Annotated in this window: 12 protein-coding genes; 7 read left to right on the forward strand and 5 right to left on the reverse strand. The window is 42.1% G+C overall.

The features are described 5' to 3' along the window. Positions 1-219: 219 nt before the first annotated feature. Positions 220-1,281 carry an acyl-CoA desaturase gene (locus tag OGI71_RS05670; protein ID WP_282254405.1) on the forward strand — a complete coding sequence of 354 codons (1,062 nt, stop codon included), beginning with the start codon at positions 220-222 and terminating at the stop codon, positions 1,279-1,281. A gap of 112 nt (positions 1,282-1,393) precedes the next feature. Here OGI71_RS05670 and OGI71_RS05675 read toward each other — a convergent pair whose 3' ends face one another. Next, on the reverse strand, positions 1,394-1,840 hold the full coding sequence (locus tag OGI71_RS05675; protein ID WP_282254406.1) for a hypothetical protein: 447 nt from the start codon (positions 1,838-1,840) through the stop codon (positions 1,394-1,396). Positions 1,841-1,945: 105 nt separating this feature from the next. Continuing rightward, positions 1,946-2,692: a YoaK family protein gene (locus tag OGI71_RS05680; protein WP_282254407.1), complete on the reverse strand. Its 747-nt coding sequence runs from the start codon at positions 2,690-2,692 to the stop codon at positions 1,946-1,948. A gap of 207 nt (positions 2,693-2,899) precedes the next feature. Between OGI71_RS05680 and OGI71_RS05685 the strand changes: the two genes are divergently transcribed. Next, complete coding sequence (locus tag OGI71_RS05685) at positions 2,900-5,239, forward strand: GAF domain-containing protein (protein WP_282254408.1); 2,340 nt, start codon at positions 2,900-2,902, stop codon at positions 5,237-5,239. 14 nt (positions 5,240-5,253) lie between these two features. Here the strand turns inward: OGI71_RS05685 and OGI71_RS05690 are convergent, their stop codons facing one another. Next, positions 5,254-5,571 (reverse strand): helix-turn-helix domain-containing protein, encoded by a 318-nt coding sequence (locus OGI71_RS05690; RefSeq protein ID WP_282254409.1) that lies wholly within the window; start codon positions 5,569-5,571, stop codon positions 5,254-5,256. A 127-nt stretch (positions 5,572-5,698) separates the two neighbouring features. Here OGI71_RS05690 and OGI71_RS05695 point away from each other — a divergent pair, with 127 nt between their 5' ends. Then, the gene (locus OGI71_RS05695) at positions 5,699-6,103 is read left to right on the forward strand and encodes a nuclear transport factor 2 family protein (RefSeq protein WP_282254410.1); all 405 of its coding nucleotides are present in this window, start codon (positions 5,699-5,701) and stop codon (positions 6,101-6,103) included. A 53-nt stretch (positions 6,104-6,156) separates the two neighbouring features. Here OGI71_RS05695 and OGI71_RS05700 read toward each other — a convergent pair whose 3' ends face one another. After that, the gene (locus OGI71_RS05700) at positions 6,157-6,519 is read right to left on the reverse strand and encodes a response regulator (RefSeq protein ID WP_282254411.1); all 363 of its coding nucleotides are present in this window, start codon (positions 6,517-6,519) and stop codon (positions 6,157-6,159) included. Positions 6,520-6,862: 343 nt separating this feature from the next. Here OGI71_RS05700 and OGI71_RS05705 point away from each other — a divergent pair, with 343 nt between their 5' ends. The 4 genes from OGI71_RS05705 (at position 6,863) to OGI71_RS05720 (ending at position 13,763) form a co-directional block, all read left to right on the forward strand. Further along, complete coding sequence (locus OGI71_RS05705; RefSeq protein ID WP_282254412.1) at positions 6,863-7,258, forward strand: hypothetical protein; 396 nt, start codon at positions 6,863-6,865, stop codon at positions 7,256-7,258. 159 nt (positions 7,259-7,417) lie between these two features. Continuing rightward, positions 7,418-11,761, forward strand: coding sequence for a CusA/CzcA family heavy metal efflux RND transporter (locus OGI71_RS05710; RefSeq protein ID WP_282254413.1), 4,344 nt, complete (start codon positions 7,418-7,420; stop codon positions 11,759-11,761). 2 nt (positions 11,762-11,763) lie between these two features. Continuing rightward, complete coding sequence (locus tag OGI71_RS05715) at positions 11,764-12,933, forward strand: efflux RND transporter periplasmic adaptor subunit (RefSeq protein ID WP_282254414.1); 1,170 nt, start codon at positions 11,764-11,766, stop codon at positions 12,931-12,933. Between the two features lie 47 nt (positions 12,934-12,980). Further along, a complete protein-coding gene (locus OGI71_RS05720; protein WP_282254415.1) occupies positions 12,981-13,763 on the forward strand; it encodes a phosphatase PAP2 family protein in 783 nt (260 codons plus the stop codon). Positions 13,764-13,910: 147 nt separating this feature from the next. Here the strand turns inward: OGI71_RS05720 and OGI71_RS05725 are convergent, their stop codons facing one another. Then, a complete protein-coding gene (locus OGI71_RS05725) occupies positions 13,911-15,023 on the reverse strand; it encodes a glycoside hydrolase 100 family protein (protein WP_282254416.1) in 1,113 nt (370 codons plus the stop codon).

Consider the following 15,023-nt stretch of genomic DNA (forward strand, 5'->3'; position numbering starts at 1 on the left):
AGTCCTTGCATACGATCGTCTTGTATCTTTAACAAGGTGCTGCACGTAGGGAGGTTCTATAAATGTACACAAATAAAACGAGTATTTCGATTTTTTCAGTTGTGATGAAATTTAACTTTATTTATACATTGATGATCAATTATATTTTGTAACTTCACCGTAGCCAATCACTAAAGATTGGAAATTAAGTACAAGCATATTTCCCGCGTAAAAAATCACATGTCCCAGTCTGTTAAATTCGACAATGTAAATACATTGTTTTCTAAAGCTTTAAAGCAAAAAATCAATCACTATTTTATAAATTCATCAAAACAAAAAACCGGTAATCGAAGAATTTATTTGAAAGCTTCCATTCTATTGACCACCTTTATCCTGCTCTATATTCTTTTGGTATTCGTTCCGCTTCATTGGAGCATTGCTATCTTATTATGCGTCATTTTCGGAGCCAATCTTGCTGCGATAGGCTTCAATATTATGCATGATGCAGGCCACAATTCGTTTTCGGACAATAAACGACTGAATACCGTACTGTCCTATTCGCTCAATCTCTTGGGAGGCAACATTTATTTCTGGAAACTCAAACACAATATTGCCCATCATACCTATACCAATATCGACGGTGAGGATCATGATATCGAGGTCAAATTCATGCGTATACACCATGATCAAAAATTAAAAAAACATCACCGCTATCAGCGCTTTTACTTTCCGCTGTTATACGGTATCTCCTATCTCGCCTGGATCTTTTATCAGGATTATGAAAAATACTTCCGTGGTCGTATGGGCAATGATAAGGAGCAGTTTCATTTTCCTGTCAGAGAACGTGTTATTTTTTGGGTAAGTAAGCTGATCCATTTTACGCTATTTGTGGTTGTTCCCGTTCTATTTGTCGGCTGGCTACCTACGCTAATTGGCCTATTGATCGCCGGTGTGGTGTGTGGAATGAGCTTAGCAACTGTATTCCAATTGGCCCATGTCGTTTCGGGAACGGAATTCAAGACCATAGAAGCCTCACGGGTGGATGAAGAATGGATGATTCATCAGATCCAGTCAACTGCTAACTTTGCTACCAAGAGCAAAGTATTGACCTGGTTGCTTGGAGGCCTTAATTTTCAGGTTGAGCATCACTTATTTCCAAAAATTAGCCATGTACACTATCCGGCGCTTAATCGCATTGTGAAACAAACATGCGAGGAGTATAAATTACAATATAACGAATTTAAAACATTCTGGGCTGCTTTCAGGTCGCATATAGGTGTTATTCATGCGATGTCCAGGTAAGCTGAACGGCATTTTATGATAAAGCTCCATTAGGAATAGGCAATAATTAAAGCTCCTTTTTCTGCACAGATACATTGTGCCAGAAAAGGAGCTTTGATACTATATCGAGATATTAATGATGTCTTCGCATCGCTTTTATGGCCAGCCCGGCGGCCATTCCACCGATGACATACCAGGATACGGTCATTATTTTTGTCCGTTCGGTCTTTTTTATCGGCTGGGTATCTAGTCCAGCCTGCTCCGGGATTGTCAATGTTGCCAGGCCCACCACTGTACCGAGCAAGGCTCCTCTGAGAATGATATGTTTGTCGCCGCCATATCCGATCATGGTATACAACATTGCGTTTGAGGCGATATCAGCACCAAAGGTAGCAGCCACCAGGGCATTTCCCTTTGGCGGTTCAAATCCTGCAGCACTTACCGTCTTTTTCATCGCTTCCTCGCCGACTTCATCAATTGCCGGCGCTTCTGTGTCAAATCTTTTTGCAACGCTATGGATTACATTGAGGATTACCGCTCCGATCAAGCCACCCAGCATATTTTTATTAAATACATTCATTGTTTTATGTGTTAATTTCTCTATGCCCTGCAAATTTGCTTACAGATTACATGGAGAACATCGGGCATCACAAAATAGTTCAGCTTGTTGCGATCTTTTTAACTGCTAAAAGTTTCTCGTTGATCTATCCGAATGATCTTGCTGCCTCCGCCTGAGCCTGTAAAATCCGAGTAGTAAGCGGTCATAAAAAAGTGCAACCAGTAATATGATCACAGGCAATAAAAGTGTCTTCCTCTCAAACCAGCCATATATAAATGCCCCCATTATACCGCCTAGGAAAAAACCAGCAATGATGATGATCTTGAGCAGGATACCTCTTTTTAAACGCTTTCGTTCATTTACTTTCTTATAGAAAATCGTTTGGGACAACTCAATTCCTAAGTCTGTAAACAATCCCGTTAAATGCGTCGTGCGAACAACCGACCCTGATATTTTGGTTACCAGCGCATTTTGCAATCCCATAGCAAGCAAAAGCGTACAGGATAGCCAAACAGAGGTGTTGGAACTGGGGATATTAAAAAGTGATACGAATGCAAGTAAAATAATTTCAATGCCGATGGGTATACTATACGAAAAATGCGCCGTTCCCCTGGATGTAAGTTCCATCGTCGTATTGGCTAAAAATGCACCTAATAGAAAGGAAATGACGTAAAGTATGCTCAGCAGGGCAAACAGGTAATTATTTCGATAAAGCTCCTCCGAAAAAAAAGCAAAGTGGCCAGTTACATTTGTTGTCAATGTTTTAAAGGAAAGTACTCCCACGATATTCACTATTCCGGCTACTATGGACAATAATGCAGCTAATTGCACATTATGGATATAATTTCGCCCCTTATCTCGATGCCTAAACATTATGCTGCTTTCACCTACTATTTTATTGTACTACCTTATTATATAAGGAATAAGTCCAATTTACCTTTTTTAATAACGAAATGCAATAAATAAGCAATCATATATTGAGAACGATACGTTTACTTAAGATTTTGCTATTCAATCCCTGATTATTTTATACTTTTGTGTGTATCCAATAATTAGCTAATTTTTTCAGAAACAAGCGCTATGCAGTTTAACTTCACCTTTGATTCCAGTCCTTTTAAGACCCTGATTGCTTTTCATAAGATTATCAAATCTTTTGAGGAAACGGCATTGTCCGAAGTTGAATTCCAGGCTACTTATGCTAAATCTTTGCTCAAAGAAATCGAAAAATATCCGGCACTTGTCGACGGTATCGAAAATAAAGCGGATTTACATCCCTATGAGCCTATTATCAAAGTACTTTTGGCGGATCTATTTCCAAGATCACTGACGAAAAATGAAATCAAGGCCATTACAATTCCGTTCTATTTATATACCTTCAATCATAGCGAACGTTTAGACAAGATCCTTCATGATGCCGGCGATCATTATGATTTTAGCTACCGCGATATCTCGCCGGATACCTATTATATTCTAAATTGCTGTATGATCATCAGCCAGTACTATGGTGTTAAAGTTGATGCGATGGATACGCCGATATTCCTGGATATTCCAGATAAAAATAACATTATGCATCATTACAGGGTGCTGTTCAATGCAGATTTTATGGATATTATTCCTACAGATCGCGCAGTGAAACTTTCCGAAGAAGACATCATTCAGCTGATTGACAATTTTTCGGATATCGCCCTCTGGAAATCTAAATTTCCTGAGCAGAGCTGGATACTGAAAGGATTTTCCATTATGACCCTTTTTGATGCGACGACGGAGAATGCTGTGTCAAGCTTCAAAAGTAACTTATTGCTCGAAGACAAGACGGTCCAGATGGAAGAAATTCAGGGTATTTTCAGATCTATTTACAAAATAGACGATCTGCGGATCGGATTGACCTCCTTTGAAAAAGTCAGGGAGGAGTTTAATTTGAGAATTGTCGAAAAACAGCTGTACAGCCATCTCCTCTACGATTCCACTATAGCCGAATGTGAGGAAATGCTCTGTAATGAAACATTGGAAAGCCTGCTAAGCAAAGAAGAACTTCTGGTTGTTCCAGACATTGATAAATTACCTACGACGGATCCAAAAAAAGCGTTTTTTATCAACAAACTGAAACAGCAGCATGTGAAGAGCTTTATCTTTGCCCCCCTGATACAGGACAACAAAGTGCTTGGCATATTGGAAATGTCCTCATCCAGGGTGCGCGCACTGAATTCGGTCAATGCGAATAAGCTCGATGTTGTCTTACCTTTTATCAAAGACAAAGTATCCAAGGCATTTTCTGAAACGGAAAATCAGATTGAGGCGATTATCCAAAAAGAATATACCTCAATTCATCCCAGTGTCAAATGGCGCTTTCAGGAAGAGGCGATCCATTACCTAAACGATAAAGCTTTTGGAAAGGATTATACGCTACAGGAAATCGTTTTTGAACATGTTTATCCACTCTATGGCCAGATTGATGTACAGGGCTCTTCAGAATCCAGAAATCAGGCGATTAAGCAGGATCTGATTCATCAGGCGACTGAATTGATCACGCTGTTTACCGCTATCAATCAGGAATACAAATTACCGCTGTTTGAGCAGAAAATCTTTGATCTGGAGCGAAACCTCGAGACACTTGACAAATCCTTATCAAACGATACCGAACAGGTTATTCTGGATCATTTTAATCTCGACGTACATCCCATTCTGGACAACTTTCGGAAAAACAATAAAAATAGTTCCATTGTCAAGGCAATCGATACCTATTTCGACCGGATAAATCAGGCTATTGGCGGACTTTATGAGGCACGGCAGGATTACGACAACTCGATCACGCTGATCAATAAGAAGTTGGTGACTATCCTTGACGAAAAGCAACTAGAGGCCCAGGAATACTTCCCGCATTATTACGAGCGTTATAAGACCGACGGTATTGAGCACAACATGTTTATTGGCGCTTCCATCGCACCGGACAAAATTTTTGAGCTCTATTACCTCAAAAATTTACGTTTATGGCAATTGCAGGTCATGTGTGAAATGGAAAGCCAGTTTAGGGTACTCCAACCCGAACTACCCCACCAGTTGGAGGTGACCTCCCTGATTCTGGTCTTTGCAACGCCGATTTCCATCCGTTTCAAGATGGATGAAAAGCAGTTTGATATCGATGGCTCCTACAATGTACGTTATGAAATCGCTAAAAAACGTATTGACAAGGCGAAGATCAAAGGCTCTACAGAGCGTATCACCCAAAAAGGCAAACTGGTCATTGTCTATTCCTATGGACATGAAGAGACCGAATACTTAGGCTATATCAATTTACTGCAGCACAAAGGCTTATTAAATGACGATATCGAAAAATTTGAGGTCGAGGATCTACAAGGACTGATCGGTCTTAAAGCCATTCGCGTTGGATTTCGTGTGCAAGACAATCTTCTAACGGACTAAGGTAACAATTAGTATTAAAACTTATGATTGATACCAAATTGTATGATTTGATTGATCACTGGAAGCAGTTCTTTTCCGATATCTGTCAGCATATATTCCACTTTTGGAGGTATTTCAGCATAGGATTTTTTATGAACGAATCCCTTATCGCATAAAAACTTAAGTTGACTGATCAGCATTTTTTCACTGATCCCTACGATGCAGCGTTTCAGTTCGCCATAGCGGACAGTGCGTTCATTGATCTGGAAAATTATCAGCATGGTCCATTTTCCACCTATGATTTCAAGCGTTTTTCGTAGTGGACAGTTCTCGTCAGAAATATTTATATTCATTTTATCTAATTGACAGTCAGCTATTCTTAATCTGAGGTAAGTACCCTACTTATAGGTAGGTACTTGTGTATAAGAATGCTAAATTAGACATTTGTACAATATTAATACAGTTTAAAATTAAGATGATATGTCAAAAAATGTAATGATTGTTCAATCCTATTTTGATGCCGTAGCCAATGGAGACTTTGCTACAGTAGGAAGCTTATTTGCAGATGATATCCTCTGGCATCAGCCTGGCGATGGGATCCAATCCGGAACCTATAGCGGAAAAGAGGCAGTATTTGCCCATTTAGGCAATTTTATGAAATGGAGCAACGGTAAATTTGCCATTGATGCAATTGATTACCTGAGTAGCAATGCCAACCTTGTCACAGCTTCAATCCATTTCAAAGCAACCGGGAAAGATCAACAACTTGCCATGAAAGGTGTAGACCTATTGCGTATCGAAGAAGGCAAGATCAAAGAAGTCTGGTTGTTTTCGGAGAAAATTGAAGACGAAGATGCATTCTGGAACAATGCTGCAAAAAAATAGTCAATTTAAAGCGGGAACGCAGTTGACCATTCCCGCTTTAAATTGACTATTTTTCACGCCCGCAACAGTTTGTCTACCAAAAAATATAGATCATCCAGATCAAAAGGCTTTGCCAAGAACCCATCTGCTCCACAGTCCCTGGCTGCCTGTTCACCCAATGAGCTTGCCGACATTATGATCACGGGCAACTGGCTGAATTTTTCCGAATTGCGAATTTCCCGTACGATCGTATCACCAGAAACCTTTGGCATCTGGAGATCCGTAAGCAACAGATCAGGCCTAACGGCATCTATAAGGGGCATTATTTCCATATTTTTTGTTGTTGCGATAACATCGGTTTTATCATTTGTCAAGGCTAGAGCTAATACATCTAAGATTAGGGCCTCATCATCGCAAATAATTATTTTTTTGCTCATCTTTGATTTTTTAGTGCCACTGCAATGATTGATAAAATATAGTTTATATCATCTCACTTTGAGATTTCATAAGATAGACAATAGGTTAATCTAAATAGTTCTAATAAAATAGCTATATTTTTTTGCCACCAGCAGAAACGAAACGCTGTCGACTATAGAGCAGACTACAGATCTGTTCGTTTGGAAGAGGAAAAAACTACTGACCAAACCTAACAGCAACATGATGAAAGAGTCGACATACAAATATGACTTTCATGATGTAGCTTTCTCTTGCGAAGGAAAAACAAAAAACTTCAGACAGTACCGATACAATGAATTATTATTTTTAATAACTTTGTTTAGGATGAAAAGATTGCTTGCTATATGCTTTTTGACGATTTATATCGCGTCCGCAACTGAAATTTCGCAACTGCTGAGATTTCCGCTGCTGATAGAGCATTATTTTGAGCATAAGGAGAAGAACCCAGCGCTGTCTGTAGTTGATTTTTTAAAAGTGCACTACAATGGTGATCATCTGCAGAACCATCCACATGATGATGATTATGACGAAGACCAACGACTTCCCTTTATGATGCACACAACATCTTATAGTGTTGTTTTTGTGTGCCCGCCAATTGTCAAGATCGAAATTGAAAACAGGTCCCTACCTGAAGAAATTGATAATACACCAGTCCGGAATGATCAGTTTGTAGATGATACATTCCTCAATTCAATATGGCAGCCGCCAAAATTCTGTTAATCAGACCCTCTTCTTATTATTTCGGATGAAGAATCCGCTATACGACGTTTTGTTATCGGTAAGAGCGCAATTCCCTTTATTGGTTGATCGCCCCTGCTCCATCGTTGTATAGGCATTTATCTTCATCAAGGATTTACGATTTAACAGAATCTATTTATTATGCTTACGAAAATCATTGAGTTTTCTGTCAAGAACAAACTCATCGTTGCATTATTGATTTTGGCCTTAATCGGTGTCGGTGCTTACCAGGTGACTAAATTGCCTATTGATGCCGTTCCCGATATTACCAACAATCAAGTGCAGGTCATTACCATTGCGCCCTCTTTTGGAGCGACAGATATCGAACGGCTGGTTACCTTCCCGATTGAACAGGCCAACAGCAATATTGCTGGATTACAGGAAATCCGGAGTTTTTCCAGATTTGGGCTATCCCTTGTAACCATTGTATTCGAAGATAATATTGATATCTATTGGGCCCGGCAGCAGGTCGCCGAACGGCTCCAACAGGTACAGCAGGAAATTCCACAGGGCATAGGCCAACCTCAGCTAGGGCCTATTTCTACGGGTCTCGGCGAAATCTACCAATACGTCGTTCGCCCCCAACAGGGGTACGAACGGAAATATAATGTGACAGCGCTGCGTACCATCCAGGACTGGATTGTCAGACGGCAACTACTCGGTGTCAAGGGAGTTGCTGAGGTCAGTAGTTTCGGAGGAAAACTCAAACAATATGAGATTGCGGTAAATCCTGACCGGCTAAATGCCTATGGGGTTACAATTAACGATGTCTTTGATGCACTTAATACCAATAATCAGAATACTGGTGGTGCGTACATTGAAAAGGGACCGACAGTCCTCTACATTCGGAGCGAAGGACTTGTCGGCACCATAGCGGATATCCAAAATATTGCCATCACAAGTAAACAAAACGACCTCCCTATTTTTATCCGCGACATTGCTGAGGTAAAGACTGGCTATGCAACGCGATACGGCGCAATGACCTATAACGACAATGGTGAAGTTGCCGGTGCGATCGTGATGATGCTCAAAGGGGCCAATAGCAGCCAGGTCATTGCTGATGTAAAAGCCAAAGTGGAAGAAATTCGAAAAACACTGCCCAAAGGAGTCATCATAGAGCCATTTCTTGACCGCACCAAGATGGTCAACAATGCCATCAATACCGTGCAGACAAATCTTTTGGAAGGCGCGCTAATTGTCGTTTTTGTGCTCGTGCTATTTCTGGGCAATATACGGGCTGGACTGCTCGTCGCTTCCGTCATTCCTTTGGCCATGCTCTTTGCCATCTGCATGATGAACCTGTTTGGTGTCAGTGGCAACCTGATGAGTCTGGGAGCACTGGATTTTGGGTTGATCATTGACGGAGCGGTAATCATAGTCGAATCAGTGATGCATCAGCTCCTGCAACAGCAGCGATTTAAAAGCCTACTCAGAGTGTCGGCTGCAGAAATGGATAATATGGTCACAGTATCTGCCGGCCGGATGATGAACAGTGCAGTATTTGGACAGATCATCATTCTGGTCGTGTACCTTCCGATCCTGACGCTGGAGGGAATCGAAGGTAAGATGTTCAAACCCATGGCCGAAACGGTCGCGTTTGCTTTATTGGGCGCGTTCCTCCTATCTCTCACCTATATTCCGATGATGAGCGCAATATTACTACGGGCCAGAAGTAGCAAGCCTTCCCTTTCGGACAGGCTGATGAAAAGGCTGGAAAAGATCTATGTTCATGTACTGCTCAAAGTACTTCGGTTTCCAAGAGTTATTTTTGCAGTTGTCATTTCATTTTTCATTCTGGCTATCATCATTCTTAGCCGTTTGGGAGGCGAATTTATTCCGTCACTGGAGGAAGGAGATTTTGCGGTAGATACACGTGTCCTTCCCGGGAGTAATCTAACGACAACGATTGAAAGTACCCAGAAGGCCGCCCATATTTTAAAAAGCCGTTTTCCAGAGGTAGAAAAAGTAGTGACTAAAATAGGTAGCGGTGAGGTTCCGACTGACCCCATGCCCATGGAAGCCTCAGATATGATGGTTATCCTAAAGGACAAGAAAGAATGGACCTCGGCCCATACATTTCCTGAACTCGCCAAAAAAATGGGCAAAGCATTGACGGATGTTCCCGGTATTACGGCCGGTTTTCAGTACCCCGTACAAATGCGGTTCAATGAACTGATGACAGGTGCCCGCCAAGATGTCGTCCTCAAAATATTTGGTGACAATCTGGATTCACTGGCGCTACATGCCCAGAAGATAGGCAAAATTATAGAAACGGTTCAAGGTACTCAAAATCTCTATATTGAGCCTATTGCCGGACTTCCACAAGTCGTGATACAATACAATCGTCCCATGATCGCACAACATCATCTTTCCATCGCTGAAGTCAACAAGACGATCAATACAGCCTTCGCAGGACAGCCTACAGGTTTGGTTTTTGAAGATGAAAAACGCTTTGATATGGTGGTGCGTATGGACACCAGTGACAGGAAGAATATGACCGATGTCCGCAATCTCCTGATCCCTACGCCTGCTGGCAATCAGATTCCACTCTCGCAGTTGGCTAGTGTAGCGATCGTTCAGGGACCTAATCAGATCCAACGCGAAAACGCGCAACGTAGGATTGTAGTGGGGTTTAACATCAAAGATCGAGATGTGCAGAGTATTGTACACGACCTGCAAGCTAAGATCGATCAAGAGATCAAACTGCCGGCAGGCTATTCCATCAAATATGGGGGCTCTTTTGAAAACCTCAACAATGCCAAACAGCGCTTACTTATTGCTGTTCCTATCGCATTGGCACTGATCTTTATCCTATTATTCCTTGCTTTTAAATCAGTTAAGGAAAGTTTGCTTATTTACAGTGCTATTCCACTTTCCATTATTGGTGGAGTCTTTCTGTTGGCACTACGCGGAATGCCTTTTAGTATCAGTGCCGGAGTTGGATTTATTGCGCTATTTGGAGTTGCTGTCCTGAATGGCATTGTACTGATATCGGAATTCAATAGACTTCAAAAAAGTGGCATACATAATATTGTACGCATAGTGGTGGACGGAGGCGAAAATCGTTTACGCCCCGTTTTGATGACTGCATCAGTGGCTTCTTTGGGATTTATACCGATGGCATTGAGCGATGGTGCAGGAGCAGAAGTACAACGTCCATTGGCGACAGTGGTCATCGGCGGTCTGCTCATCGCTACGTTATTAACGCTGTTCGTACTTCCGCTGCTCTATGTAGTGATAGAAAAGGGATTTAGAGGTACTAAGCTAAAACCGAAGGTTATTGCTCCAATATTATTTGTCATTGCCTTGTTAAGCATTGAAAACTCAAATGCACAGACTGTTGTCACGTTGGATCAATCCATTGTCCTCGCCCTGCAAAACAACCGTAGTTTAAAAAGTGAAAAATTGCGAGCTGCCTACGCCAAAGCACTAATCGGTACATCCACAGCAGATATTCCACAGACAGAGATCGGCTTGGATTACGGTCAGATCAATAGTGCCTACCAGGACGCTAAGCTCAGCGTGGTACAACGTTTTGCTTTTCCGGCTGTCTACCGTAAGCTACGCGCCCGGTATACCGAAGAGTGGAAAAAGAGCCAGCTGAATGTAGCGCTCAAAGAGTTTGAACTGAAAAAAGCCGTCAGTCTTACCTATTACAATATACTGTATTGGCAACAAAAAAAGGAGCTATTGAACGAAGCACTGTCACTATATAGCAGCTTTCTTGATAAAACTATTCTTCGACAGAAAGCGGGCGAAAGTGATGCACTGGAAAGCGCTACAGCCACAAATCAAAATACCGCCATTGTAATCCAATTGAGACAGGTAGATGCTGAGATAAAGGTGCTTCAATCCCAGTTTCAATGGCTTCTGAATACCGACCTCATGTATACTCCAGCCTCAACTGGGAAAGTAGCTTTCAACCCACCCTCGATAGAAAATCATCCTTTGCTCAAGGTATTGAAACATGGGAAAATAGTCGCCGACCAGGCTACAGCAGTTGAAAAATCCAAGCTCCTCCCCCAACTGCAATTAGGCTATAATCTGAACAGTTTTAAGGGTGTAGGTCCGGATAACAGAACATACGATGCAAACCCAAGATTCCATTCAGTGCAGGTAGGCCTTGCTATACCCGTATTTTCCAAAGGACAAAAGGCCCGGGTAGAGGCATCGCGCCTGGCCGAAGCAATAGCAGAAGATGAATATCAAAATGCAGAGTTTGCACTCGAGAGACGAAAACAAGAGTTTTCGCAGCGCTACAAGAGCAGCTTCGATATTATCGACCAATATGAGACATCCGAACTCAAAAATGCAGATACGATCTTTGAAATGGCGCAGAAACAATTTTCCAACGGTGCCATCAACTACCTCGAACTTGTCACCTTAGTCAATCAGGCAATCTCGCTAAAAAGCAACTATGCAGATGCGTTGTGGCAGCTCAACGAAAGTGCCATTCAGCTTCATTACATCATGCTAAATCAATAAAAATGAAAACGAAAAATCTTTTATCTCAATATATGGTTTATCTACTGGCAATTGGAGTCATGCTCTGTGTCAGTATTTCCTGTCGTGGAAATAAGGAAAACAAACCAATGACGGCCAATAATCCAAAGGACGAAAATCTCGTTTCCTTAACGGATGCCCAGCGCCGGAATGTTCAAATCGAAACAGTGGCACTTTCGGACCAAGCTGTTGTAAGCTTCCTAAAACTGAATGGCAAAATAGATGTCCCACCGCAGAATATGGTGTCTGTAAGTATCCCCCTAGGCGGATATCTCAAGCGTACACAATTACTTCCAGGAATGAAGGTGTCCAAAGGCGAAGTAATTGCAATCGTAGAAAATCCACAGTTTGTACAGCTCCAACAGGATTATCTTGCTGCACAATCAAGACTACACTTTGCCGAGCTCGACTACATACGCCAAAAAGAGCTTAACCATAACCAAGCGAGTAGTGATAAGGTAATGCAACAGGCCCGAGCTGAGATGAACAGCCAGCAAATCATTATGAATGCACTTGCCAGACAGCTTGAGCTCGTTAATATCCCACCTGGTACAATTGCTGCTGGCAATATTCGTAAAAGTGCACCTGTATACAGCAGTATAGATGGCTATGTGAGCAAAGTCAATGTCAATATCGGAAAATATGTAAACCCGTCGGATATACTCTTCGAACTGATCAATCCGAATGACATTCATCTTAACCTCAAGGTCTACGAAAAAGACCTTGAGCGGATGCTTCCCGGGCAGCCGCTATTGGCCTACTCCAATACCAACCCCAATAAAAAATACAATGGAAAGATCCATCTGATCAGTAAGGATATTGATCCAAATGGTATGGCCGATGTTCACTGTCATCTGGATAGATATGATCCGGATCTAATTCCCGGGCTGTATATGAATGCCGAGGTTCAAACGACTGCGACATTTGGGCATTCCCTCCCTGAAGAAAGTATCGTGGACTTTGAAGGCAAAAGTTTTGTATTTGTCTCAGAAGGAAATAGGAATTACCGGATGACAGGTATATCCATAGAGGAACCTCAAAAAGGCCTGGTTAGGGTATTGAACTTTCAGGATTTCCGGGGCAAGCAAATCGTGAGCAAAAATGCCTACACCCTTTTGATGCAGCTCAAAAATACAGCAGAAGATGAAGAGTAATTGGAATGACCTCCGATATTGTATCATTGAATATTAAATTTAAGTAGATGAAAATAGCAACCGTAATTGTACCAATATTTTCACTTTTCGTGAATTTAGCTTTTGGAAGTTCCGATAATCCGAATCGAGATACGCTATTTAGGAACAACTTTATCCAGGAAGATTCTGTGGATGAAATTTATCAGGTTAGTTACAAAAAGCTGATTATTCCAGCGATAGGTATTGGATATGGTGTTCTTAGCCTCACCAATGACCGATTAAAAGAACTGAATAATTCCACACGTTTTGAAATTGGCGAACATAGTCCTTCACGTATTAAAGCTGATAATTATACGCAGTTTATTCCCGGAGCATTAGTCTATGGATTAAATGCCTTCGGTGTAGAGGGTAAACATGGCTTTAAAGATCGAAGCATAATTTTGGCAACCTCACTGCTGATTTCAACAGCCATTGTGACACCTACCAAACACCTGGTCAAAGAGCAGCGACCCGATGGTTCCAATAACCTGTCGTTTCCGTCCGGTCATACCGCCACCGCCTTCGCTACAGCGCATTTCATGTTTCGCGAATATCGTGGCAATAATCTCTGGTTAAGTTTGCTTGGCTATCCTTTTGCAATATTCACGGGTACCTATCGTACGTTCAATGATAAACATTGGGTCGGCGACGTGGTCGCTGGCGCAGGAATAGGGATATTGTCAACTGAAGTTGCCTACTGGTCTTTTCCCGCAATGTCAAAATTGTTAGGAAATAACATGGGCAAGAAGATACTCATCATGCCTTATTGTCAATCAAATAAGGTAGGCTTTAACGGCATTTTTACATTTTAAAAAATAAGAAAACTTCGCCAAAAATCACAAACTATGCGGGAAGGTGTCGAAATGGGCACCTTCTTTTTCGATACTAAATAGTGTCGCAAATGACAATCGTCCAAGGCATAAGATCTTTGATATCAGTCTAATTGACACCTCTCAATGCTACAGGAATGGCACGGTCCGGGTCTGAACGCATTGTGCAGCATATAAATATAAGGCCGCGCTCCAGGTCTGCCAGTCCTGCCCATAAGGTGTTCCTTCCTGGCTTTTGAGCCATTCATTAAACCCATATTCCAAACGATGATTTACCGCCTTCGTGACAAGTGCGGTGAGGACCACAAGCTTTGCCTCAGCGAGGTCAAATCGCTGAGCTTTCACGAGGGCTGCGATATAAAACCCACAAATAAATGGCCATATACCGCCGTTATGATAATCACCGGGCTGATTAAACTGCCTGTACCGTTCATGCCATTCGCGATCTTCGGGATAAATAAATGGAAAAAAATTGGGCGGAAGGTCCACCGCCAAAATCCCGTCCTTCCGCATGAGTTCACAGGAGGATTCGATCCAGTCTATGATTGTATCTGCTTTTTTCGCAGATGCTATTCCACCAATTATGGCAAGGCTATTACCTAACAGATCAAACCTGTCGCTATGGTATAGTTTAAATGTCCATAAGGCATAATACGGATATTGTCCTACAAACAGGATATTCACTCCTTTGGCGAGCTTATCTGCCCGCTCCTGATTGCCTAATAGCTGGAGCGCACTGTGATATATGGCGTTAACATAGAGTCCATATCCCAGTACCCATTGCTCATCACGCCAGTCGCTGGTAGGCTGTTGGGCGACCATTCCGTCATCCGTGGGGCTCTGATACCTCATCCAATTTAGCGATTTGTTAACAGCCTGCTCAAGAAAATTAGCATTTCCGGTCATTTTACGATATATCCCCACCGCCATCAGAAACAGTGGTGTTGTATCGCTGGCACCCAAATTATTAGGGTCGCACACGATGGATGGGATATGGCCATGTACGGTCTGGGTGACGGCTAAGACTTCCAAAACACTCTTGATGCTGTCATAAAGCTGTATGTTATGCGTACTAGCAATACCGAGGATAGAGAATAAAAGATCGCGGCTGTAGGGCTCCGGATATCCCCAGGCGGCAGTACGCGGGAGATGATGAAATGGCCCATTGCTATTATTTAACAATACGCCTTCAGCCGCTATCTTTGCGGCATCTATCGCCTCAAGTTGGTTTTCTGTAAGCAT

This window comes from Sphingobacterium sp. ML3W (genome assembly GCF_029542085.1).
GTDB lineage: Bacteria > Bacteroidota > Bacteroidia > Sphingobacteriales > Sphingobacteriaceae > Sphingobacterium.

Coding starts and splice junctions, on each gene's coding strand:
- OGI71_RS05715 (WP_282254414.1), top strand. CDS start 11,764: ATGAAAACGAAAAATCTTTTATCTCAATATATGGTTTATCTACTGGCA.
- OGI71_RS05675 (WP_282254406.1), bottom strand. CDS start 1,840: ATGAATGTATTTAATAAAAATATGCTGGGTGGCTTGATCGGAGCGGTA.
- OGI71_RS05680 (WP_282254407.1), bottom strand. CDS start 2,692: ATGTTTAGGCATCGAGATAAGGGGCGAAATTATATCCATAATGTGCAA.
- OGI71_RS05725 (WP_282254416.1), bottom strand. CDS start 15,023: ATGCTTACAGAAAACCAACTTGAGGCGATAGATGCCGCAAAGATAGCG.
- OGI71_RS05705 (WP_282254412.1), top strand. CDS start 6,863: ATGAAAAGATTGCTTGCTATATGCTTTTTGACGATTTATATCGCGTCC.
- OGI71_RS05700 (WP_282254411.1), bottom strand. CDS start 6,519: ATGAGCAAAAAAATAATTATTTGCGATGATGAGGCCCTAATCTTAGAT.
- OGI71_RS05720 (WP_282254415.1), top strand. CDS start 12,981: ATGAAAATAGCAACCGTAATTGTACCAATATTTTCACTTTTCGTGAAT.
- OGI71_RS05695 (WP_282254410.1), top strand. CDS start 5,699: ATGTCAAAAAATGTAATGATTGTTCAATCCTATTTTGATGCCGTAGCC.
- OGI71_RS05670 (WP_282254405.1), top strand. CDS start 220: ATGTCCCAGTCTGTTAAATTCGACAATGTAAATACATTGTTTTCTAAA.
- OGI71_RS05685 (WP_282254408.1), top strand. CDS start 2,900: ATGCAGTTTAACTTCACCTTTGATTCCAGTCCTTTTAAGACCCTGATT.
- OGI71_RS05710 (WP_282254413.1), top strand. CDS start 7,418: ATGCTTACGAAAATCATTGAGTTTTCTGTCAAGAACAAACTCATCGTT.
- OGI71_RS05690 (WP_282254409.1), bottom strand. CDS start 5,571: ATGAATATAAATATTTCTGACGAGAACTGTCCACTACGAAAAACGCTT.